This window comes from Bradyrhizobium semiaridum (assembly GCF_020329505.1).
Classification (GTDB): domain Bacteria; phylum Pseudomonadota; class Alphaproteobacteria; order Rhizobiales; family Xanthobacteraceae; genus Bradyrhizobium; species Bradyrhizobium semiaridum.
The window spans coordinates 1-23341 of sequence record NZ_JAGKJJ010000019.1; the positions used below are offsets into that span (position 1 = coordinate 1).

Genomic DNA, 23341 nt, shown 5'->3' on the forward strand with positions numbered 1-23341 from the left:
GCGCACGCGGAACAGCCACCAGAAATCGACTCGCGGGCGCTGCGACGGCCGGGGCACACGCGCGAACGTTTGCGCCGCAAAGCGCCCCGACGTGAACACGACGTTGGCCATGTTGCAGGTCAGGTACTCGACCTCGAATCCCCGCGCCGGATCGTGGCCCGGCGCCGGGGCGACGTCGAGCAGCGAGGCCATCCGCGTCTTCCAAACCTCGAACTGTTCCGCCGGCCGGTACGGCCGGGTCGAGAACAGAAGCGGCGGCGCTGCGCTGATGTCCTTGAGGTCGCGAGGTTCGCGCGGCAGGGGAAGATGTTTCGCCGCGCGCGCCGCAGGATTGTCGTCGTCTTGCATGTCATCTCGATCCCCCGCTGTCGCGAACGACGACGTTCGGTTCAGCAGAAGGGCATTTCCAGGATTGCTTCGTCGCCCTCCGACGAGCGGGCGCACTTTCAGGCAGATGAACCGGACCGCATGCAGAATGCGGCCATCAGCTGCCTATGCCGGCCGCTCCTGATAAGGTCGCCGCGAGCTCCTGCGGTCGTCGTGCTCATGCATGGCATTCTTCATTGTCGCGCCCGTTGCGATTGTCGCGCTCGTTGCGGTCCGCGGCCCGGGCGGATTCGCTATCGAGCCGTTCGCCTGATGTAGAGAACAATCGAAGCGAGAACCAGAGGGTCGTCCACGCGTTCGCGAAGAAATCAGCATTGTGATCGCGCCGCGCCATCGGACGATGCATGGTCCCGGGCCTTCGGAAAATTAAGCATGGTCGGAGTCATATTAACGATCGCATCGCGATCACCTGATCGCGGCGGAACAGCAGGGTTGTATCCGCCGATCGCACAACCAGGCCGATGCAGAAGCGAAAGGCTCGCAGCGAGGAGCGCACCGTCTTCTAGCACATGTTGCGACTCCGGTTTCTCGGACAGCTTGCGGACGCCGCGCAAATATCAGCGGCGACGGTCATCGTCGTATCGCCGCATGTGGCCATTTGCCCCAGAGCGGCCGTCGAAGAATTCGGCGCAACTCCCTACAATGCACGAGGAAAAAGGAGGCACGCGTCCGCACGCCGTTCGGCGGCGGATCGACCGATCGATTCTCGTCGCCGACCGAAGAGACCTGATGGGACCGACCACCTACAGCCTCTGCAACAAGGAATTCATCGGGCTCGCGATGTGGATCACCGGGCTGTGCGCCTTTCCGCCGCTGGTGCCGCCGACCGAAATCTCATTGCAGCAATCTGGCGTGGTGCTCAACAAGGAGTTCAACGCGCCAGTCGATAAATCCTACCTGCTGCAGCTCAGATTCGTGTTTCCGTCCACGGAAGTCCGTCTCAGGGACAGGCTGGTCGGCGACCGCTACTCCGACGATCACTGCAACAGCGACATCGCCTATCACGCCATTCCTGAACCGCAGCGGCCCGGCCTCGGCCTGCCAATTCCGCTCAAGGTCACCGTCCGTACCGAGCCCGACGGCGCCGCCGTACTGGACCGGACCTTCAACTCGCTGTGCCACGCCACCCATGCCAGGAACGAAAAATACCGCGATATCGGCCGCATCGACCTCCGCCGTGGAGCCTATCGCATCGAGGTCCACAATCTGCACCCGCAGCCCGCCTTCGGCGACATCACCGTCGAGATGAGCCTCGTCAGCGGCGATACGAAGTGAGATCGGGCGCGGGTCTGCGCGCACGATCAGCCGGAGGCACGTATTGGGCATCGGCGCTCATTCGGTAATGCCACCTTTGTAAGGGACGCATCGGCGGAAGGGCTCTCTCCCCCCTTGCGGGGGAGGGCTGGGGAGAGGGGTACCACACGGCACACTCTCTCAGTTCATCACGCAACGACGCGCACGCAACGTTGCGACGGCAACGCGCGCTTCGATGATCTCGCCCGGGACTCACCCCTCTCCCCACCCTCCCCCGCAAGGGGGGAGGGAGCCTGACCCGCGTGCTCACCTCACACACCTCACGAGTGCGGCCAGCAACAGGCTGAAACACGGCGCGCGCCGCTCACGCGGCGAGATGGCCCTGCCCGATCTCAAAACCGTGCCGGCGGCCGCGGGCGATGCCCTCGGCAATCGCCTTGGTGACGATCTCGGCTTGATCCGGAGAAAGTTGGTCGAGCGGCTGCCAGGCGCGCATGATGTCGCGTGCGCGGTCCATGTCGCCATAGATCGCAAAAGGAGAAAGCGGCTTGTTCGGCATTGTCGTGCTCCCGACCGCAAACTGGGAGAGCCTACCTCAGCCGTAGCGGCCGAGCCATGCGTTCGGCGGCCGGATCGCGGCGCCTTGCGCGGCGCAGGCGCATGCCGCAGGCGCCTCGCTCGCGGGATGTCTGTGACGGTCGTCCTTACTCCGCGCCTGAGCCGCCCTGAACGATCTTCTCGCTCAGCTTCAGATCAACCGTGTCGACGGTGCGGTCGATTTCGGCGCTGGGGGTGCCGATCTGATGCGAGATCAGCTTCACGAGCAGGTCGACCCGCTCGATGAATGGCGCGCCGGCCGCGACCGCGCGGGCCGCCGATGACGGCTTCAGCAGGCTCTCCGCCGCCTTGGCGTATTTCGCGAACGGCACCTGGTCGGCGGGATCGGCGCCGAGCTGCCGCGCGATGGCGTCGACATGATCGTAGATCGCCTGAGAGCGCGCCAGATCGCCGTGCACGGCGTCGCGGATCGACTGCGGCTCCGTCGGCGTGATGCAGCGGTAGTTGCCGGTCAGCAGCATCGACCACTTTGCCAGCGGCACGAACAGCGAATCGAACACTTTCAACTTCACCGGCACGTCCTGGCCGTCCAGTGTCACCGCATCGATATCGGCCTCGAGCTCGCGCAGCACCTTATTGTGCGCCTCGTCAGCGAACACGGCGGCCTTGAAATTGGTCGGCAGGCCGACATGCAGCACGTTGGCCTTCTCCTCCGGCGGACGGAACGCCTGCGGATCGGGCGAGCACAGCGTCACGAGGCCCGGCTCGAAGCGCTCCCACACCTGCGCATTGGTGTAGGCCTCCTCGAGGTCCATGCCGGCGAGCGCAGGAATCCGCTTCAGGTAGGGCAGCGGCGGCATGTTCATGATCGACAGGCACGGCAGCTTCGCCGCCGCGATCTTGACCATCAGCACGCGCACCGTGTGGTTAGTGTATTGCGGCTCCTGCATCGCAAGACCGACCATGTCGTAGCGCGACACGTCGACGTCGCCGGGCGTGACCGCGTCGAGCTTGCCCGGCAGGTCGCGCGAGAAGATCGAGCGGTGCTCCTTCTCGTCCCGCAGCTTGATGCGCACCTCGGTGCCGTCGCGGTTGATCAGTTCAGCGGTGTTCTTGCGGCAGACCAGACTGACATTGTGCCCTGCCATCAGCAGCTTCGTGCCCAGCAGCGAGCCGTAGGAGGCCCCAAGGATCAGGATGTTGCGCGCCATGCTCTCTCCAAAAGCCTCTTTTCACCAAAAGCCTTGCCCGAAACTGGGCCTGACCGATGTCAGGTCGATACCGGTCGTCCCGCATCCACGGAACGCTGCTTGCTAAACCATCCACCTGGTAGAAGCTACTGGTGTACGGTATACCAATGTCTATCGCAGATCGACAAGCTACTGCCAAGGGGATTATCTCGCGTGCGGATTTTCGTTCCGCGATCAGGAAGGGCATTGGAGTTTGCAAGTCGCCGCCGACCCGACAGATCGGGCTGAAGAAATCCTCGTCTCGGCTTCCCGGCTGTTTGCTCGCCACTCCTATGCGAACGTGACGATGGAGCAGGTCGCGGCGTCTGTTCGCGCCGTGCCGGGCGCGCTGTATCACTATTTCCGCGACAAGGAGGATCTGATCTTCCACTGCTATCTGCGCGGCCTTGCGATCTATCGGCACGAAATTGAGGCGGCGGCCGAACCCGGTATCGACGGACTCGAGATCGTCAGGCGCTTCGTGCGCGGCAGGTTGAGGCCTGAAGGCCAGCGCATGATCCTGTTCACCGATATCGACGCGCTTGCCGCGCCCTACAGCAACGAAGTCCATGCGAAGCGCTGGGCGAATGCCGCGCTGCTGGCGGAGATTCTGGATCGGGGCGTCGCGGACGGCTCGATCGCCTGCGACGAACCGCTGCTCACGGCGGTGGCGCTGATCTCCGTCCTGGACTGGGTTCCGTTCTGGCTGTCCGAACGCGACTACTACACGCGCCAGCAGGCGATCGATGCCATCGATGACATCATCACGCATGGCGTTTACCGGCGCGAGATCGCGCTTCCCGACATGCCGGAACCACTCAGCCTTGCGCCTTTCCTCGAGTCTCGCGCGGCGCTGAACAAGCGGGCCGCGAAGTTCGACAGGATGCTGTCGATCGCCTCTGATAGCTTCAACCGAAGGGGGGCGTCGGGCACGTCGCTCGAGAGCATCGCTGCGGATGCGGGCATGACTCGCGCCGGCATCTACTATCACTTCAGTGAAAAGGAGAGTCTGCTGCTGGCTTGCCTGCGACGCGGGCTCGCCGGAGAGATCAGCATCCGTGAGCATCTGCAAGATCAGAGCCTCGGGGCATTCGATCACATCGTGCAGAGAATCCGCCTTCTGTTGATGCTGCACGACACGCCGTGCGGCCCCAAGGCGACCTACCACAACATCAATTATCTCAACGACGCCGATCGGAAAGCCTATGTCGGCGACGTGCTGGCGACGATCCGGCAAGACCAGGACAGCTATCAGCGCTGGATCGACGAGGGCCGCTTCCGCCGCATCGATACATATTTCGCGGAGCGGATTTTAACCGGAATGGGGCATTGGTATCCAATCTGGTTCCAGACCAAGCGGGACTGGTCTGCCGTCGAGATCGCCGATCATTTCGCGCGGCTGTTTCTCTCGGGCCTCAAGCCGCGCCGGGATCCAGCCTGAGCTTCGACGGCATCAGGCCTGAGCCTCGACTCAACGATCTCCGTTCTCCATCCCCTGAAAGGCGGAAGGTCCAGCCGCGAAAGCCGATATTTCATGGTGAGAGTGGAAATCCCCACTCGATTTGCTCCGGCGAGCAAAGCGACCTCCCCTTTTCAAGGGAGATTTGGAACAGACATGAGGCCTCATCCAAAAGTTTACTTGCGGTTCAAAATTGGTTCCGGATTTTGAGGATGAAAGCCTATAACATCATAGTACCGCCCGCTAAAACTTGACGCAGTATTCAATGCGAAAGTTGCGAAGGTTCGGCAATTGAGGTTATGAGACGGCTTCGATCGCTGAAGATCAAAAGAAACATGAGCAAGGGAGAAACCAGGATGCGTAAGCTGATCGTTGCCGCCGCGGCAGCGCTGACGGTATTGGGTGGCGCAGCGTCCGCGCAGGAAACCATCAAGATCGGCTATATCGACCCGCTGTCCGGCGGCGGCGCGAGCGTTGGTGAAGGCGGGCTGAAGACGTTCCAGTATCTGGCCGATGAATTGAATGCCAAGGGCGGCATCCTCGGCCACAAGGTCGAGATCGTCCCGCTCGACAACAAGACCAATCCGCAGGAAAGCCTGGTGCAGGCGCAGAAAGCGGTCGACGCCGGCGTCCATTACATCACCCAGGGCAACGGCTCGTCGGTCGGCGCCGCGCTGGCAGACTTCGTCACCAAGCACAATTCGCGCAACCCCGGCAAGGAAGTGCTCTACTTCAACTACGCCGCGGTCGATCCGAGCATGACCAATGAGAAGTGCAGCTACTGGCACTTCCGCTGGGATGCGAACTCGGACATCAAGATGGAAGCGCTGACCAACTACATGAAGGGTCAGCCGTCCATCAAGAAGGTCTACCTGATCAATATGGACTATTCGTTCGGCCAGTCGGTGCGCGCCACGGCGCGCAAGATGCTGGGTGAAAAGCGGCCGGACGTCCAGGTCGTTGGCGACGAACTGCACCCGATGCTCAAGGTCACCGACTTCTCGCCCTACATCGCCAAGATCAAGGCGTCCGGCGCCGACACCGTCGTGACCGGCAACTGGGGGCAGGACTTCGCGCTGCTGCTGAAGGCGGCGGCTGACGCCGGCCTCAAGGTCAACTGGTACACCTACTACGCCGGCGGCGCCGGTGGGCCGACTGCAATCAAGCAGGCCGGCCTCGAGGGTCAGGTGTTCCAGATCAGCGAAGGCATCCCGAACTCCGGCAACAAGGCGGCGATGGATTTCGAGAAGGACTTCCGCGCCAAGACCGGCATTTCCGTGTGGTATCCGCGCGCGGTCAACGAGATGCGGATGTTCAAGGCGGCCGCCGAGAAGGCCAACTCGATCGATCCGGTGAAGGTCGCGGCCGCGCTCGAAGGCATGAAGTTCGAAGTGTTCGACGGCGGCGAGGGCTTCATCCGCAAGGACGACCACCAGTTCTTCCAGCCGATTTACATCTCCTCGTTCGGCTCGCTGGCCGACAAGACCAAGGAGCCGTTCGACGAGGAAAACACCGGCTGGGGCTGGCGCATCGTCTCCAAGATCGACACCGCGCAGACGATGCTTCCGACCACCTGCAACATGAAGCGGCCCTGATCGACCGCCTTGGAATGCGCCTCCGCGACCGCAGGGTTGCGGAGGCGTTCGTGTTCCGGCGGCGTGGTGGCGTCGTAGTTCCCTTCGTTCGACGGGTCTTTGATCACGTGAATCGTTCCGGTCTCAAGCGAGTGCGCCGTGGCTGAATTGATCGTCATCTCGACGCTCAACGGCATCCTGTACGGCATGCTGTTGTTTCTGTTGTCCAGCGGGCTCACCGTCATCTTCAGCATGATGGGCGTGCTCAACTTCGCGCATGCCAGCTTCTACATGCTCGGTGCGTTCTTCGGCTATCAGCTCACGCGCTGGATCGGCTTCTGGCCAGCCTTCGTGCTGGCGCCGCTTCTGGTTGGTGCGGTCGGCATGGCAGTCGAGCGCTACGGCCTGCGCAACACCCACAAGCATGGCCATGTCGCCGAGCTGCTGCTAACCTTCGGGCTCGCGTTCGCGATCGAAGAGATCGTCTCGATGATCTGGGGCAGAAGCCCGGTCGACTACCGGGTGCCGGCCGTGCTCGACTTCCCCGCCTTCACCGTGTTCTCCACCAACTACCCCGCCTACAAGATCTTCATGCTGGTGGTGTCGGTGGTGATCTTCATTGCGCTGCTGGTCACGCTGAAGAAGACGCGGGTCGGCCTCATCGTGCAGGCCGCACTGACCCATCCGAGCATGGTCGGCCATCTCGGCCACAATGTCGGACGTGTCTTCATGCTGGTGTTCGGCGTCGGCAGCGCGCTTGCCGGCCTTGCCGGCGTCATCGCCGGCCCCTCACTGGTGACGCAGTCCGACATGGCGGCGCTGCTCGGCCCGATCCTGTTCGTCGTCATCGTGTTCGGCGGCCTCGGCTCGTTGCCTGGCGCCTTCATCGCATCGCTGCTGATCGGGCTGATCCAGACCTTCGCGGTCGCGCTGAATGGGTCGCTCGCCAGCCTGTTCGGCCCGCTCGATCCGAGCCTCGGTGCCTCACCGCTTACCGATATCTGGAACGTCACGATCGCGCAGGTCGCGCCGATCCTGCCCTATCTGCTGCTGGTGCTGGTCCTGATTTTCCGCCCGATGGGGCTGCTGGGGACGCGCGAGTCATGAGCAACGCTGCCACACCCGCCTCCGCCGTGACCAAGCAGGAGCCCGGCGGCGCCGTGAGCTTCTATGGCGTCTGGCTGCTCGCAGCCATAGCGCTGGTCGTGCTGCCGCTGGTCTTTTCTTCCGGCGGCTCGCTGACCTCGTTCAGCCTGATCGGCATCGCGATCATCTTCGCGCTGTCCTACAACATCCTGCTCGGCCAGACCGGGCTGCTGTCGTTCGGACACGCCGTGCAGTACGGCCTCGGCGGCTTCCTCGCCGTGCATGTCATGAATGCGGTCGCCAGCCACAACTGGCCGATCCCGCTGCCGGTGATCCCGCTGGTCGGCGGCCTCGGCGGCATGGCCTTCGCGTTGCTGGTCGGCTGGGTCATGACCAAGCGCGCCGGCACGGTGTTTGCGATGATCTCGCTCGGCATCGGCGAACTCGTCGCCTCGTCGTCGCTGATCCTGCGCAGCGTGTTCGGCGGCGAATCCGGCATCACCACCGACCGCACGGCTCTGATGCCGCTGTTCGGCTGGACCTTCGGCCCGCAGATCCAGGTCTACTACCTGATCGCGTTCTGGGTGATGGTCTCGGCGATCGCGATGTACGCGCTGACCCGCACGCCGCTCGGACGCATCTGCAACGCAGTGCGCGACAATCCGGAGCGTGTCGAGTTCATCGGCTATGATCCGCATGTGGTGCGCTATCTCGCCTACATGTTCGCCGGCTTCTTCGCCGGCATCGCTGGTGGCCTCACCGCGATCAATTTCGAGATCGCCAATTCGGCCTATCTCGGCGCGACCCAGTCGGGCCTGGTGCTGTTTTCCGCCTTCATCGGCGGCACCGCCTATTTCTTCGGCCCGATTCTCGGCGCCATCCTGGTGACCTATCTGCAACTCGGGCTGACCAGCGTCACCTCGGTCTGGCAGCTCTATTTCGGCGTCATCTTCATCGGCATCGTGATGTTCGCTCCGGGCGGCATCGCCGGCATCTTGATGAAGCACCGCCCGCTGATCCGCGCCGGCACGCTTCGTTCTGTGATCCCGTCCTATCTGGTCGCGGCGATTCCGACGCTGGCGCTCGCGCTCGGCATCATCCTGACCATCGAGACAGTCGCGCGCTTCTCCGGTGGCGACGTCATCAACCTGCTCGGCATCCCGTTCGTCGCCACGGCGCCGACCACCTGGGCGGCCGCGGCGGTTCTGCTCGTCGGCGGCTTCCTGGTCGCGCGCATCACCTGGCGGCGCGTCGCTGAAGCCTGGGATCGCGCCGCGACGGTGGCCCGTGATCGGGGATATCTCGCATGACCGCGGCCATCCAACTCAACGCCGTCGAGAAGCGTTTCGGCAATGTCGGCATCATCCGCGATCTCAATCTGAGCGTCGCGCGAGGTGAACGCCACGCCATCATCGGCCCGAACGGTGCCGGCAAGTCGACGACGTTCAACCTGATCTCCGGCCACATCAAGCCGACCTCGGGCGAGATCCGCCTCAACGGCGAGGTGACCTCGGGGCTGCGGCCATTCGAGATCAACCGCCGCGGACTGTCGCGCTCGTTCCAGGTCACCAACGTGTTCGCACGCATGACGGTGTGGGAAAATGTCCGCTGCGCGGTGCTGTGGGCGACCGGCCACCGCTACGCGTTCTGGAAGAACGTCGACAACCTGCCGGAGGTGAAGCAGCGCACCGCGCAGATTCTCGACGACATCCATCTCAGCCATCGCCGCGACGTACCGGCGGGCCTGTTGACCTATGCCGAGCAGCGCGAGCTCGAGATCGGCATCACGATCGCCGGGGGCGCCAGCGTCATCATGCTGGACGAACCGACCGCGGGCATGAGCCACGCCGAGACCGAGCGCGCCGTCGCGCTGATCCGCCGCCTCACCGAAGGACGCACCCTCGTGATCGTCGAGCACGACATGAGCGTGGTGTTCGGGCTCGCCGACCGCATCTCGGTGCTGGTCTACGGCCACATCATCGCCTCCGGCACCCCGGAGGAAATCCGCGGCAACCCGAAGGTCAAGGAAGCCTATCTCGGCGAGGAGATCGACTGATGCTCGAGGTCAGGAATCTTCACGCCTATTACGGCAAGAGCCACATTTTGCAGGGCGTCGATCTCGACATCGCGGTCGGCGAGGTCGTGAGCCTGCTCGGCCGCAACGGCGTCGGCCGCTCCACGACCGTCAAGGCGATCATGGGCGAAGTGCCGCCGCAGGGCACCATCCGCTTCAAGTGCCAGGACATTGCGGGCCTGCCGAGCCACAAGATCGCCCGCCTTGGCCTCGGCTATGTGCCGGAGCATCGCGACATCTTTCCGGGACTGACGGTTCGGCAGAATTTGATCCTCGGCGTCAAGGACCCACGCCGGCCCGGCAAGTGGCGGCCGCAGGAGATGCTCGACATGTTCCCGAACCTCGCCGCGCGCGCCGACACCCCGGCGGGCGTGCTGTCGGGTGGCGAGAAGCAGATGCTGACCATCTGCCGCACGCTGCTCGGCGACCCCGAATTGATGATGATCGACGAGCCGACCGAAGGTCTGGCGCCGCTGATCGTGCAGCAGGTCGGCGAGCTGATTGCGCGGATCGCCAAGGCCGGCGTCGCCATCCTGTTGGTCGAACAGAAGCTGTCGATCGCGATGAAGATCTCGAACCGGGTCTACATCATGGGCCACGGCCGCGTCGTGTTCGAAGGCACGCCCGACGAGCTCAAGTCCAACGCGGCCGTTCGCGAGGAATGGCTGGAGGTGTGAGCCTCGTCATTGCGAGCCAACGGGTCGCGCGAATGCGCGCCCGATGACAGCCTCGGTAAGATTTACGCCGGCCGGATCAACGCCACGACGTCGCCCGCACGCAGCGTCTGGCCAGGCTTGACCGGCACCGACGCGATGCGGCCCGCGCTGGGTGCGTGCACGTTGATCTCCATCTTCATGGATTCGATGATCGCCAGCACGTCGCCGGCCGCGATCTCCGTGCCCTCCTCGACCAGGATTTTCCAGATGTTGCCCGGCACCTCCGAGAACGCGCCGACCTGACCGTCGGGAATGCCTGTCGCGGCGACACCTGCATCGATCGATTCCACCGGCGCCTCGTCGAGCTTCATCTCACGCCAGCGCCTGCGCTCGGCATCGAACGCGGCCTGCTGGGTCGCCTTGAACGCGGCGATCGACGGCCGTGCCTCGGCCAATCCTTTCGCGTAATTGGCGTAGGAGAACGTATCCTCCTCGATCCTGATGTCGTACTGCCCGTGCGGGAATGCAGCACGGGCGTCCGTGAGCTCGTCGGCATCGACCGGGAAGAAGCGGATCTTGTCGAAGAACCGCAGCAGCCAGGGATGACCCGGCTTGAACACGCTGGTCGTGCGCCAGCTGTTCCACACCTGGATGGTGCGGCCGAACAGCTGGTAGCCGCCCGGCCCTTCCATGCCGTAGATACACATATAGGCGCCGCCGATGCCCACCGCGTTCTCCGGCGTCCAGGTGCGCGCCGGGTTGTACTTGGTAGTCACCAGCCGGTGCCGCGGGTCGAGCGGCGTCGCCACCGGCGCGCCGAGATAGACGTCGCCGAGACCAAGCACGAGATAGTCAGCGTCGAACACGATGCGGCGAACATCGTCCTCGCCGGCGAGACCGTTGATGCGCCGGATGAACTCGACATTCGACGGGCACCATGGCGCATCCGGCCGCACCAGCTCCTGGTACTTCTGCATCGCCAGCTCGGCCTGCGGATCGCGCCACGACAGCGGCAGATGCACGGTGCGGCTCGGCACCCGCATCGCGTCGACCGGCGGCAATTCGCGCTCGATCCGCCGCAGCACGTCGAGCAGTTTTTGCCGCGACAGCGCGGCGCCATCGTAGTGAATTTGCAGCGAGCGGATGCCGGGCGTCAGATCGACCAGGCCCGGAAGCTTCGCCTCTTGCAGCGCCTGCGCCAGCACATGCACGCGCAGCCGCAGGGCGATGTCGAGCTCCATCGGGCCGTATTCGACCAAAAGATTGTCATCGCCGGCGCGGCGATAGACCACCGGGATCGGGCCGTCATCGTTGCGGCCGACGACGGCCGCGCCGAGCTCGGGCGCCTTGAGGATCGTCGGGCCGGCGACCGGATCGTCACGCCTGACAGCCACGAACCGCACGGTGTCCCCGGGCTTGAGCTGCCCGATCTTCCAGAGCTCGTCGCGCGCGACCACCGCCGGACAGACGAAGCCGCCGAGGCTCGGTCCGTCAGGGCCGAGGATGATCGGCATGTCGCCGGTGAAATCAATCGAGCCGACCGCATAGGCGTTGTCGTGGATGTTCGACGGATGCAGCCCGGCCTCGCCGCCGTCGACGCGTGCCCAACGCGGCTTCGGACCGATCAGCCGCACGCCGGTGCGGGCGCTATTGAAATGCACCTCGTAGCTCGCCGCGAACAGCGTCTCGATATCCTCGTCGGTGAAGAAGTCCGGCGCACCGTGCGGCCCGTAGATCACGCCGATCTCCCATGCCGATGTCAGCTCGGGCCGCTCGCTCTCCGGCGCGCGGCGCGGCGCTGCAAGGCCCGGCGGCTCCGCCCCGATATGCAGCACGTCACCCGCCTTCAGCGATCCGGTCGCGTGGCCGCCAAAGGCGCCGAGCGCGAACACGGCGCGCGAGCCGAGCATCTCGGGCACGTCGAAGCCACCGCGCACGGCGAGATATGCGCGCTGGCCGGCGCCCTGAATACTGCCGATCGAAAGCGTCTGCCCCGCGCGAATCGCGACCGGCTCGTGGTGCGCGACCTCTACGCCGTCGAGCGAGACCTTCATCCGCGCGCCCGCAAGCGCCACGGTCGCATCAGTGTTGAAGCGCAGCGTCGGCCCGTTGACGGTCAGCTCCAGCGCGGTGGTCGTCTCGGGGTTGCCGACGACGCGGTTGGCGAGGCGGAACGAGCACTCGTCCATCGGGCCGCTCGGCGGTACGCCGACGTGCCAGAGATGCAACCGGCCGGGCAATTCCTGAATGCCGCTCTGCGCACCGGGCGCGACGACGTCGATGGTGCGCGGACGATATGCGAAGTCACCGAGCACGCTGGTCGCCACCTCGCCGCTGCGGAACACGTCGGAGGCCGCGATGGCACGCAGATAGCCGAGATTGGTCTCGATGCCGGCAACGATCGTGTGGTCCAGCGCGTCGCTCAGCCTTGCGATCGCTGCCTCGCGCGTCTCGGCCGAGACGATGATCTTGGCCAGCATCGGATCGTAGAACGGCGTCACCTCGGTGCCGGTCTCGATCCAGCCGTCGATCCGCGCATCCGGCGAGAACGCGACGGACGTCAGGCGGCCCGCGCTCGGGCGAAAAGCGGCGCCCGGGTTCTCGGCGTAGAGCCGGACCTCGATCGCCGCGCCCTTCGGGGTGAGCGCGTCCGCCTTGTTCAGCACGTCCTCGCCCGCCGCCTGCCGGATCATCCATTCGACGAGGTCGACACCGTAGACCTGCTCGGTGACGGGATGCTCGACCTGCAGGCGGGTGTTGACCTCGAGGAAGTAAAAATCCTCGCGCGAGACGTCGTAGATGAACTCGACGGTGCCTGCGGATTCGTACGACACGGCCTTGCCGAGCGAGACCGCGGCAGCATGCAGCCGCCGCCTGACGTCCGCGGAAAGTCCCGGCGCCGGCGTTTCCTCGAAGACCTTCTGGTTGCGCCGCTGCAGCGAGCAGTCGCGCTCGCCGAGCGCCACCACGCCACCCTTGCCATTGCCGAAGATCTGCACCTCGATGTGGCGCGCCCGGGCGACGAACCGCTCGAGATAGACCCGCGCATCGCCGAAGCTGGCGCGCGCCGTGCGCTGCACGGACTCGAACCGCTCGCGCAGCGTCGCCGCATCGTGGCAGAGCTGCATGCCGATGCCGCCGCCGCCCGCGGTGCTCTTCAGCATCACGGGATAGCCGATCGCCTCCGCCTGCGCGATCGCCTCATCGACCGTCTCCAGCAGGCCCGAGCCCGGCAGCAGCGCTACGCCGCTTTTCTCGGCGATGGCACGGGCCTTGTGTTTCAGCCCGAAGGCGTCGAGATGCTCCGGCCGCGGGCCGATGAACTTGATGCCGTGCTCCGCCAACCGCTCGGCGAAGCGGCGGTTCTCCGACAGGAAGCCGTAGCCGGGATGCACCGCCTGCGCACCTGTCCGAAGACAGGCCGCCATGATCGCATCGACGTTCAGGTAGCTCTCGGCGGCCGACGCCGGGCCGATCCGCACCGCCTCGTCGGCATCGAGCACCGGCCGGGTGAAGCGGTCGGCGTCGGAATAGACCGCGACCGAAGCGATGCCCATGCACCGCAACGTTCTGCCGATCCGCCCGGCGATTTCGCCGCGGTTGGCAATCAGGACCTTGCTGAACATGCTTCAAGCCTCCGGCTCGAAGATCGTGACCTGCACGGGCGTCGGGAAGAAGCCGTTGCAGGGATTGTTGATCTGCGGGCAGTTCGAGATCACGCACAGCACGTCCATCTCGGCGACCAGCTCGATCGCATCTCCCGGCCTGGAGACGCCGTCGACCACGGTGAAATTGCCCGCGGGATCGATCGGCACGTTCATGAAGAAGTTGAGGTTCGGCACGATATCGCGCTTTGACAGACCGTGCTTGGCCCCCTCCAGCACGAAGTTCTCGCGGCAGGCGTGCTGGTAGCGGGTCTGGTGGCCGAACCGCACCGTGTTGCTTTCGCAGGAGCAGGCGCCGGCCGAGGTGTCGTGCAGGCCGCAACTGTCGGCGGTGACGCGCAGCATCACGCGGCCCTCGCTGGACATGATGCGGGTGCCGAGCCCGACATAGGCCGAGCCCTGCGTGCGCAACGTATCCTGGCCGCTGTAGCGCTCGCCGAAATCGTCGGCGCAGTAGAACAGCGTATCGACCGCTTGCTGGCCATGGCTGTCCGTTATGCGCAGCGTCTGCCCCTTTCGGATGATGGCCGACCACGACTTGCGCGCGGGAATTTCAGCGTCGAGCACGATGCGGATGCCGGGATGAAGGGCTAGCGTGATCATGGCGCGGCTCCTTGCAGCATGTCGCCGAGATACAGCGCGTTGTTTTCGAAGGCGCGGACCGCCTCCGCGGTCGCGGTGCGGCAGAGATCGTCGGCTTGCGGGACATCTGCGCGATAGCGCACGACCTCAACGCTCCCTTGCGGATAGGACGCGACGGGATCGAGCGGATGCGGACAGTTCGACAGCGCGATCAAGAGATCCATCTCGGCGCGCAAATCGACGAAATCCCCCTTGTGTCGCCGTCCCTCGTTCCAGAGGAATTTTCCCTCGCCATCGACCGCGACCGGCGCGAAGAAGCTGACGCAGGGATGCACATCGCGGCGGTCGAGCCCGAGCTTGGCCGCGGCGAGGATGAAATTGTCCCGCGTGTTGCGAAAGTGACCGTCGCCATATTTTGCCTGGTTGGTCGCTGCGGTGGAGCCACCGACCAGCGTGTCGTGCGCGGCGCTTGTGTCCTCGGTGAGGCCGAGCAGCGCCCGCCCCATGTCCGAGAGCAGCACGCGGCCCTTCTGCAGCCGTGCCGCCCACTGCACCTTGATCGTATCAGCGTGATTGAGCCGCTCGGTGGGATCGGCGGCGTTCCACGCCAGCAGGCTGACGGTGGATGTCCCCGATGTGTTGGCGAGACGCAGCGCCTCGCCGCGGTTCAGCCGCGTCGTCCAGTACCAGCCGGACGGAATGGTCTCGCGGTGAATGACCGTCGCGGCGTCGATCGGCGTGGCATCGCGGGAAGTCGGCGCCGGCAGCGCACGCGGCGCGTGCTCCTGTCCTGCGGCCTTCAGTTCATTGTATCGCCGCGCATGCGCTGCGATCTCGGCCTTCTGTTCCTCGGTGAGGATCATGAGTGCTCCTTCAAGACGAGAGCGCCGGGCCGTCCCGGCTGATGCTCCTTGCTTGACCGGGTCGTCCCGGCCGGAGCTGGATCGATGCTGGTCCGCGGCTCGGCGGTGCGGCGCGGAAAGATTTCGAGGTCGCGCGACACGGTGGCGCCGTAGCGCTCGCGCTCCTCCGGCCGGTTGCGCTGCCGCTCCAGCGCGATCACGCGCGTCGCGAGCCCGAAAGCCTCGCTGAGATCGTGCGTCACCATCACGACGGTCAGATTGGTCTCGTTCCAGAGCCGCTTCATCAACACGTGGATGTCGGCGCGGATACCGGGATCGAGCGCGCCGAACGGCTCGTCGAGCAGCAGGATCTTCGGCCCGCGCATGATCGCTTGCGCCAAAGCGAGGCGCTGTTGCATGCCGCCCGACAGCGCGGACGGATACTTGGTCTCCTGCCCGGCCAGCCCGACCTCGGCAAGCAGCTTCATCGCATCGTCGGCCGCGGCGCGGCGGGTCGCCCCGAACAGCCGGCCGAGCCATCGGGCGTCGCGCAATTCGCGGCCGAGCATGACGTTCTGGAGCACCGTCAGGTGCGGAAACACCGAGTAGCGCTGGAACACGACACCGCGGTCGGCGTCGGGCTCCGCGGGCAGCACCTTGCTGTTGACCAGGATCTGCCCGCGCGACGGCTGCTCCTCGCCGAGCAGCATTCTGAGCAGCGTGGTCTTGCCGCAGCCGGACGGGCCGACCAGCGCGATGAACGCGCGCGGCTCGACCTCCATCGTGATGCGTTCGAGCACGATGTGATCACCGTATTCCTTCCAGACGTCGTCGAAGCGGATCGCGCTCATTCCGCCCTCACCGACGCGAACCAGGGAAACGCCTTTCGTTGCAGCAGGCGCAGGCCGACATCGATCAGGAACGCCAGGAGCGTGATCCAGGCAACGTAGGGGATGATGACATCCATCGCGAGATAGCGCCGCACCAGGAAGATGCGGTAGCCGAGCCCGGAGTCGGAGGCGATCGCCTCGGCCGCAATCAGGAACAGCCAGGCCGGCCCGAGTTGCAGCCGCAGCACGTCGATCAGCCGCGGCAGCGTTTGCGGCATCGCGACGCGCAGCGCGATCTGCCAGGTCGAGGCACCGAGTGTTTGCGCCTTGACGATCTGCTCGCGCGGCAGCTCCTGCACCTTCATGGCGAGGTCCCGGATCATGCAGGGCAACGTCCCGATCACAATCAGCGCGATCTTAGAGTTCTCACCCAATCCCATCACGATGAACAGGATCGGCAGCAGCGCCAGCGGCGGCACCATCGAGGTCACCGACACGAACGGCCCGAGCAGCGCATTGGCGCCCGGCAACAGGCCGATCACGATGCCGAGGATCAGCGCTGCGACCGTCGAGATCGCCAGCGCCGAGCCGAGCCGGCCGAGGCTCGCGACCGTGTCCGAGGCCATCAGATAGTTTCCGGAGCGCGGATCGGCCTCGAACGCCATCTGCTTGACGGCCTGCACCATGCTAGGCAGCGCCGGCAGCAGCTTGTCGTTCGGGTTCTGCGCGAGCCTCGCGCTGGAGCCGGCGAAGTACGCGATTGCGACCAGCAGAAACGGCACCGCGAGAAGATAGAATCGCGTCTGCCGGCCTGGCCGTAGGTTCACAAGTCGCATGGAGCAGCTCCTGCGTGAGGCGATGCGTCAGGGCGTGCCTTCAGAGCTTGCCCTTGGCGGCTTCGTCCATATAGGTCGGGTCGAAGCGCAGCTTGACGTTCGACTTGTCGCCCAGCACCGACTTGTCGGCGAGCTCGATGCCGACGGCGTCGGCCGATTTCGCGCCCTTGCCGAGCAGGTCCTTCTCGAACAGGAACTTGCGGACACGGTCCATCGTCATACCGACCGTTTTGCTGCGCGTGAAGGCTTCGGCATCCGCCGCCTTGTCGAACAGCTTCGTGGAGGCGAGCTGGCTGTCGAAGCCGGCGAGATCGGTGCCGGAGGCCTTGGCCATCGCCTCCTTGGCAGCCTTTGCCGCGGGATCGTTCGCGGTCATTTTGGAGATGGTCTCATACCAGATGCCGACCAGCGCCTTGGCGAAGGCAGGATTGTCCTTCGCCACCTCGGTGTTCACGACCATCAGGTCCATGATCTCGCCGGGGATCTGCGAAGAATCGAACACCTTCCTGGCGTCGGGCGAGCCGAGGATTTCCGTCACGATCGGATTCCAGGTCACGACCGCGCTCACGTCGGCCGTCTTGTAGGCGGCGGCCATGTCGGCATCCGACGTATTGACGACCTTGACGTCCTTCTCGCTCAGCTTGCTGCTTTCGAGCGCGCGCGCCAGGAGATAATGCGACACCGAGAATTCGACGAGGTTGACGCTCTGCCCCTTGATCGCGGCGAGATCGGTCTTGTTCTTGAGGATCACGGCATCATTGCCGTTGGAGAAATCGCCCATCACGATCGCGGTGGTGTCGACGCCGCCGGCTGCGGGGATCGACAGCGCATCCATGTTGGTGATGGTGACGGCATCGAAGCCGCCGGCGGTGTACTGGTTGATCGACTCGACGTAGTCGTTGAATTGCTTGACCTCGATCGCGATGCCGTATTTGTCCGCCCACTTCTTGACGATGCCGGTGTCGGCCGCATAGCCCCACGGCATCCACCCGACATAAATCGACCAGGCGACCTTGAAGTTTTTCTTCGGCGCGGCGTCGGCGGCCGAAATTGCCGCGAGAACGGCCACGCAGCCGATGACCACAGAGCGGAGGAAGAAAGCGAGCTTGTTCATTGCCGATCCCTCTTGCAAAAATTCACAAAGGGGATTGGCGAAAAGACCATCGCTCCGCCAATCCCTTGGCTAACGAGGTCTCCCGGGTTTTTGTCCCGCCGTGCACCTGCGGGGATGTCTCTCCCGCAAGCGGCTGCTCTCGGACCAGCACCTTGCATACTCAAGGTCGGAACCCTAGCGGCCAACTCGGCACCTTCGATGCACGAGCCGTGCCACAACATGCTGATTTGAATCTCATAGGATTTTTCGGCGCCGGCCGTTCAGACCCACGAACGGTCTGCTCAAAAACTACGCAGGTCTGCTCAGAATTGGCTCTGTCATTTCACCGCCTTGGCTCGCAGGATCACGCGAACGCAGGTGCCAACGCGGGAGGTCCGATGCGCAAGCTTCTGAGTGTCCTGTTTGGCGGGCTCTGGCGCGGACTGCACGGCCGCCATGGCCTGGTGCCGAGCTGCGATCTTCGCGCGCGCGGCGCTCGACGGTCCGGCTAGGCCGGCGTGCCAACTTCCTTCCTGTACTCGGCCGTCTCAGCGCGCACCAGCTCGCAGAATTCGAGCGCAAGACGGCTGCGCGGCCGTTGCGAGGGAAACAGCAGCACGGTGGTGATCTCGATCCGCGGCAGGAACGGCTTGAGCACGATGCGGGAGCTGGCGAAATCGCGAGCGACGACGGGATCGACGATGGAAAACCCGAGGCCCTGCGCGACCAGAGCGCAGCGCTGCATGCTGTACTGAATCTCCGCGACCGTCCGGACCTCGACCTTGGCATCCTCGAAGGCACGCTCGAGGCGGGACCGATGCGTCGCGCTCGGCGCGACCGCGATCATCGGCTCACCCTGCAAATCCTTCGGCCTGATCGACCGCTTGGCGCGCAGCCGGTGCTGGCGCGGCAGCACGCAGACCGCCTCCATCGTCATCAGCAGTTCGTCATCGACGGCGGCAAAGCCCGGCTGCGGCCGGGCCAGCCCGACGTCGCACTGTCCCGCAGCAACGAGGCTCCAGACCCGTTCGGGACTGTGCACCGCCACTGACAGCATGATGTCGGGATGCTGCTTGGCGAAGGCCGCGACGATCCGCGGCATCAGCGAATAGGTGAACGCCGGCAGGCAGGCGACCCTGAGCGTTCCGCTGCCACGCGCCCGAATGTCGCGCGCCGCCCGCGCCAGATAGTCGAGCCCGACTTGGTTGCGCTCGACTTCGCGCAGGAAGATCTCGCCCTCCACCGTCAGCGTGACGCCGCCGCGCCCGCGTTCGAACAGTGCAAAGCCGATCTCGCGCTCGAGCCGGGCGATCGCGCGACTGACGAAAGGCTGCCCGATCCGCAGGCTCAGGGCGGCCTTGGTGATTCCATTATGGCGCACGACCTCGCGAAACAGGTCGACGTGTCTCGGATTGAGCGACATGACCAATCTGCATATGAACTGCCGTTGCGGTCATTTGACGGCATATCCGATAGCTGCGTCAATATGGCATGGATTCCGCGAACCGCCATACCAGCTTCGCCACCGACCGCGTCCTGCTCGCAGCGATCACAGGTCCGGAGGCATGTGCGCAATTGCCTGGCGATGTCGCCATGCTTCGCCAACTCGATCGCAGCGGCTCCCGTCAAGCGCACGCATCACGCCTCGCGGCGGCACTGAGCCGGGCGGCGACGACGAATATTTTTGCCATCCAGGATGTAACATCGGGCGCCGTTCTCGGCTTTACCGGCTTCTCCACGATCATCCCCGAGGAGAAGCGGGCGACGCTCGCGCCGATCTGGAGCACCGGGCGCATGGACGAGGCGATGCTCGTCAGCCATGTCGCGCATCTGATGACGCGCTTTGCCTTCGAGGTGCTCGCCGTCGAGCGGGCCGAGCTCCATCTGGAATGGCGACTGCGGCGCAACCTCGATCTCTACACCGGCCTCGGCTTCCGCTGCGAAGGCCGGCTGCGCGCCTATTTCGCGACCGATGACGGTCGGTCCGCCGACGCGGCCAGTCTCAGCGTGGTTCGTTCGGAATGGCCAGCCATTGCCGACCGGCAGCGCCAGGTCCTCGCCGGCGAAGCATGGCGCGGCCGGCTGCCGTCTGATCGTCCTTCATAGGTGAGAAAGCCACCGCTCGATCGTTCGAGCGGCAGCTTCGCGTCTTGCGTGAGTCAAAAGAGATCAGCTGCCGGGTGCCTGGTATGACGGGCGCAGCTTGACCGCGTTCTGGCGCACCTGTTTGATCTCGTCCTACGTGAACAGCCGCATCAGCTTGACGTTCTGCATGGCGCCTGCTGCCTCCTTCTGAGATTGGCAATAATTTTCGACCCCGTTCCGACCCAGTCGTCACGAGGCATCGCGTCTGAAATGTCACCAGTAAATTTGCCCGCCGTGGGCACAAAGGCCGCCAATGACCGCCGGAATCTCGGCACATCCCGGTGACGGCTCTCCAACACGATACATCGGCTGACGTTCGCGCGGAGGGGCGGCTGCGCAATCAGCGCGGACACAAAAAGAACCCCGCCTCGCGGCGGGGCTCTCGCGTGAGCTGCTGCTACTTGCTGCCGGTCGAACCCTGACCGGTGTTATTTTGCGCGGGCGTCTGTGCGCCCTGGCCCGAGACCGACGATGACGGACCGCTGTTCTGGCCGGACTGCGTGTTCTGATTTGCGTTCGGCTGGTTGCCGCTCTGTCCGACGGTGGACTGGTTCTGCGGCGCAGCCTGTCCCGTCGTATTCTGCTGCGGGGCTGGCTGCTGAGCCGACGGCTGGTTGCTGGTCTGGCCCGATGTCGACTGGTTCTGGTTTTGCGGCGCCTGGCCGGTGGTTTGTCCAGTCGTGTTCTGCTGGTTAGGCTGCTGAGTGCCAGCCTGCCCGCTGGTCGACTGGTTCTGCGGCGCGTTGGCCTGACCGGTCGTGTTCTGTTGCGCGCCGCCCTGGCCGACCGTCGACTGGCTTTGCCCGGCTCCCTGACCGAAGCGCTCAGACAGTCCCAATGCGGTCACTGTCCGCGTATCGATGCTGCCGCTGGTCGAGATGCCCTCGCGACGCTGGAACGTGATCAGCGCCTCGCGGGTGCGCGAGCCGAGCACGCCGTCGGCCTCGCCGACCAGCAGGCCGCGATCGATCAGCACCTGCTGCACTTCGCGGATCTGCTGCGGGCTCAGATCCATCATCGCCATGCTGCCGCCGCCGCTCCTGCCACCGCGCTGGCTGTAGTGCGTTCGCGGTCCGACCGGGACCACGTCGACAACGCGGCGGCTCCGATCGAGGAACACGACCTCGTCCTCGACGATGAAGAAGCTGTCGTCGCGATAATACGGGAACGCATCGATCAGCGCCGGATAGGCCGAGACCGACACCGCATTGAAGTGGCTCGGCACGACCGCACCCGCGTGGACTGCGAAGTTGATCGAGTTGACGTTGACGCGCGGCGCGTTGCGTGCCGACAGCACTGATTGCTGGATCGTGCTCTGCTGCTGCGCGGTCACGGTGCGGCCGGCCTGGGTTTGCACCGTTGCGTTCGACTGGGTCTGGGCGGCGGCGCCGGTCTGACCCTGCGTCTGGCCGCTCGTCTGACCAGTGGTCTGGTTGGTCTGACCGGTCGTCTGGTTAGTCTGACCAGTCGTTTGGTTGGGATCCGTGCGGCCCTGTGCCGTACCCGGCTGCTGCTGAGTGGCGGCGCCCGTCGTGCTCTGGCCGGCTCTCGGGTTCTGGCCGGTCGTCGTGCTCGAGCCCTTGCTCTGGCCTGTCGTCATACCTTCGCGCTGGTTCGCGGCACCGCTGCGGTTCTGCTGCTGGCTCTCTCGTGTCGCGGCGCTGCCGCGTTCGCGGGAGTCATCGCGGCCGGTTTGCTCGCGGTCACGCCGGCTCTGTCCGACGGTCTGATCGCTTCTCGACCGGTCACGCTGGATTTGCTGTTCGCCGCGCTGCTCGGCGCGGCCACTGTCGCGGGCCTGTCCGGTCGTCTGGCCCCGCGCACTCTCGCCGCGCTCGGCGGCGCCATCGCGGCCCATCTGCCGCTCAGCCTGGCCTTGTGCACGTCCGCGTTCGCTCATGCCGGATTCTCCGCCGCGTCCGCGGCCTTCCGTCATGCCTCCGCTTCGCGCTGCGCCCGAGGGGCTGCCGCGCATTTCACCGCCGGAACGTCCCTCCGACGCGCCTGCGGATGATCCGCGTTCGCCGCCGGCTCCGGCGCCCATGCTCGCACCGCCGCCTGCACCGCCGCCACCGCCGGCACCTTCGCGCATGCCCTGTGCCGAGGCGACGCTGACGCCGACCAACAGCAGCGCTGTCGTCAGCAGCAACTTGTTCTTTGCAATCTTGCTCTGCATTGCCGATCTCCTCCTCCAAACGTGGCGGTTGTTCCGTTCGCAAAGCTGGCGCCTGACATCGGCGTTCGCTCTGGCGGAGCCGCGCTCCAAAGGTCAGGTGAGCCTCGTTGCACTGGGGTGCACGCGGCTCACCAACGAACCTGCCTCGCTTACAAACAGCGGTGCCGCGGCAGCCGTTCCTAGGCGAGTGCTCGACGCGACATTTGGCGCCTCCGGGAACACCTGCACGATCATCCGGCGCGCGGCGCCCGGCCAGTTCCGTTCAGCTGTGAACAGTTGTTCCGGTATCGGCGGGTCCGCGCCGCCGGCGGCGCGCCTTCGCTCGCAACCAACGCCGTTCTCTCCCGTTGATCGGCAGGGCAATCACCAGCGAAGGAGGATCACATGAAGAAGACAGCACTTGTTCTTTCGACGGTCGGCGCGCTCGGCTTGAGCTCGGTCGCTGCGCCGGCGCCGGCCGAAGCACGCGATGGATTCGGCCGCGCGGTCGCTGGCGGCTTGATCGCCGGCGCGGTCGTCGGCGGGCTCGCCTCATCGGCCTACGCCTGGAGTCCTGGTTACGGCTATGGTCCCGGGTACGGCTACTACGGCGGCTACGCCCCTGCGTACTACGCACCTGCCTATTACGGCAGCTACGCTTATGACGACGATTATGTCGGGCCGTATCGTTGGGGCGGCGGATACACCACGACATACTATTCCGGATACCGGCCGGCTTACCGCTATCGTTATGCGGTCCGCCCGGCTTTCGGCTCCTACGCCTACTACCGCGGCGCCTATCCGCGGTGGTGATATCGAGCGGAGGCCCGCGTGCTGAACGCGGGCCTCTGCCCGGCGCTCTGAGACGCGTGAAGATGATCGAGAAGACGCGTGGCTCGCGGCCGCAAGTCGGCCT

General features: G+C 65.1%; 20 protein-coding genes, 1 pseudogene and 1 riboswitch. Of the genes and pseudogenes, 9 read left to right on the forward strand and 12 right to left on the reverse strand.

Going from position 1 to position 23341, the window contains the following annotated elements:
* Together J6500_RS20710 and J6500_RS20715 are read right to left on the reverse strand one after the other, a co-directional pair.
* Positions 1-348: pseudogene (locus J6500_RS20710) on the reverse strand (AraC family transcriptional regulator); the annotation flags it as partial.
* 196 nt (positions 349-544) lie between these two features.
* Positions 545-733 (reverse strand): hypothetical protein, encoded by a 189-nt coding sequence (locus tag J6500_RS20715; RefSeq protein WP_225714542.1) that lies wholly within the window; start codon positions 731-733, stop codon positions 545-547.
* 383 nt (positions 734-1116) lie between these two features.
* Between J6500_RS20715 and J6500_RS20720 the strand changes: the two genes are divergently transcribed.
* Positions 1117-1662 (forward strand): DUF5625 family protein, encoded by a 546-nt coding sequence (locus J6500_RS20720; RefSeq protein ID WP_225714543.1) that lies wholly within the window; start codon positions 1117-1119, stop codon positions 1660-1662.
* A 343-nt stretch (positions 1663-2005) separates the two neighbouring features.
* Here the strand turns inward: J6500_RS20720 and J6500_RS20725 are convergent, their stop codons facing one another.
* The gene (locus tag J6500_RS20725) at positions 2006-2200 is read right to left on the reverse strand and encodes a hypothetical protein (protein ID WP_225714544.1); all 195 of its coding nucleotides are present in this window, start codon (positions 2198-2200) and stop codon (positions 2006-2008) included.
* A gap of 145 nt (positions 2201-2345) precedes the next feature.
* Positions 2346-3410: a ketopantoate reductase family protein gene (locus J6500_RS20730; protein WP_225714545.1), complete on the reverse strand. Its 1065-nt coding sequence runs from the start codon at positions 3408-3410 to the stop codon at positions 2346-2348.
* A 232-nt stretch (positions 3411-3642) separates the two neighbouring features.
* On the opposite strand from J6500_RS20730, the gene J6500_RS20735 reads away from it, so the two are divergent.
* From J6500_RS20735 to J6500_RS20760, 6 genes are all read left to right on the forward strand, one after another.
* Positions 3643-4869, forward strand: coding sequence for a TetR/AcrR family transcriptional regulator (locus tag J6500_RS20735; RefSeq protein WP_225714546.1), 1227 nt, complete (start codon positions 3643-3645; stop codon positions 4867-4869).
* A 374-nt stretch (positions 4870-5243) separates the two neighbouring features.
* Positions 5244-6482 (forward strand): branched-chain amino acid ABC transporter substrate-binding protein, encoded by a 1239-nt coding sequence (locus J6500_RS20740; protein ID WP_225714547.1) that lies wholly within the window; start codon positions 5244-5246, stop codon positions 6480-6482.
* Positions 6483-6620: 138 nt separating this feature from the next.
* Entirely contained in the window at positions 6621-7568 is a 948-nt protein-coding gene (locus tag J6500_RS20745) for a branched-chain amino acid ABC transporter permease (protein WP_225714548.1), read from the forward strand.
* A complete protein-coding gene (locus J6500_RS20750) occupies positions 7565-8857 on the forward strand; it encodes a branched-chain amino acid ABC transporter permease (RefSeq protein WP_225714549.1) in 1293 nt (430 codons plus the stop codon). The genes J6500_RS20745 and J6500_RS20750 overlap by 4 nt, the downstream gene beginning before the upstream one ends.
* Positions 8854-9603: an ABC transporter ATP-binding protein gene (locus J6500_RS20755; protein ID WP_225714550.1), complete on the forward strand. Its 750-nt coding sequence runs from the start codon at positions 8854-8856 to the stop codon at positions 9601-9603. Before J6500_RS20750 ends, J6500_RS20755 begins: the two co-directional genes overlap by 4 nt.
* Positions 9603-10298, forward strand: coding sequence for an ABC transporter ATP-binding protein (locus tag J6500_RS20760; protein WP_225714551.1), 696 nt, complete (start codon positions 9603-9605; stop codon positions 10296-10298). Before J6500_RS20755 ends, J6500_RS20760 begins: the two co-directional genes overlap by 1 nt.
* 62 nt (positions 10299-10360) lie before the next feature.
* Here the strand turns inward: J6500_RS20760 and uca are convergent, their stop codons facing one another.
* The 7 genes from uca to J6500_RS20795 form a co-directional block, all read right to left on the reverse strand.
* Positions 10361-13903 (reverse strand): urea carboxylase, encoded by a 3543-nt coding sequence (gene uca, locus J6500_RS20765; protein WP_225714552.1) that lies wholly within the window; start codon positions 13901-13903, stop codon positions 10361-10363.
* Positions 13904-13906: 3 nt separating this feature from the next.
* A complete protein-coding gene (locus tag J6500_RS20770; RefSeq protein ID WP_225714553.1) occupies positions 13907-14545 on the reverse strand; it encodes an urea amidolyase associated protein UAAP2 in 639 nt (212 codons plus the stop codon).
* Positions 14542-15387: an urea amidolyase associated protein UAAP1 gene (locus J6500_RS20775; RefSeq protein ID WP_225714554.1), complete on the reverse strand. Its 846-nt coding sequence runs from the start codon at positions 15385-15387 to the stop codon at positions 14542-14544. Before J6500_RS20775 ends, J6500_RS20770 begins: the two co-directional genes overlap by 4 nt.
* Positions 15384-16217 carry an ATP-binding cassette domain-containing protein gene (locus J6500_RS20780; RefSeq protein WP_225714555.1) on the reverse strand — a complete coding sequence of 278 codons (834 nt, stop codon included), beginning with the start codon at positions 16215-16217 and terminating at the stop codon, positions 15384-15386. The genes J6500_RS20775 and J6500_RS20780 overlap by 4 nt, the downstream gene beginning before the upstream one ends.
* A complete protein-coding gene (locus tag J6500_RS20785) occupies positions 16214-17032 on the reverse strand; it encodes an ABC transporter permease (protein WP_225714556.1) in 819 nt (272 codons plus the stop codon). Before J6500_RS20785 ends, J6500_RS20780 begins: the two co-directional genes overlap by 4 nt.
* Positions 17033-17072: 40 nt before the next feature.
* Positions 17073-18146 carry a putative urea ABC transporter substrate-binding protein gene (locus J6500_RS20790; protein ID WP_225714557.1) on the reverse strand — a complete coding sequence of 358 codons (1074 nt, stop codon included), beginning with the start codon at positions 18144-18146 and terminating at the stop codon, positions 17073-17075.
* Positions 18147-18223: 77 nt separating this feature from the next.
* A riboswitch (guanidine-I (ykkC/yxkD leader) is annotated at positions 18224-18335 on the reverse strand.
* Positions 18336-18633: 298 nt separating this feature from the next.
* Positions 18634-19548: a LysR family transcriptional regulator gene (locus tag J6500_RS20795; RefSeq protein ID WP_225714558.1), complete on the reverse strand. Its 915-nt coding sequence runs from the start codon at positions 19546-19548 to the stop codon at positions 18634-18636.
* Between the two features lie 68 nt (positions 19549-19616).
* On the opposite strand from J6500_RS20795, the gene J6500_RS20800 reads away from it, so the two are divergent.
* Positions 19617-20231, forward strand: coding sequence for a GNAT family N-acetyltransferase (locus J6500_RS20800; protein ID WP_225714559.1), 615 nt, complete (start codon positions 19617-19619; stop codon positions 20229-20231).
* 436 nt (positions 20232-20667) lie between these two features.
* On the opposite strand, the gene J6500_RS20805 is transcribed toward J6500_RS20800, so the two are convergent.
* Positions 20668-22446 carry a peptidoglycan-binding protein gene (locus J6500_RS20805; protein WP_225714560.1) on the reverse strand — a complete coding sequence of 593 codons (1779 nt, stop codon included), beginning with the start codon at positions 22444-22446 and terminating at the stop codon, positions 20668-20670.
* Positions 22447-22830: 384 nt separating this feature from the next.
* Here J6500_RS20805 and J6500_RS20810 point away from each other — a divergent pair, with 384 nt between their 5' ends.
* Positions 22831-23238: a hypothetical protein gene (locus J6500_RS20810; protein WP_225714561.1), complete on the forward strand. Its 408-nt coding sequence runs from the start codon at positions 22831-22833 to the stop codon at positions 23236-23238.
* Positions 23239-23341: the final 103 nt, after the last annotated feature.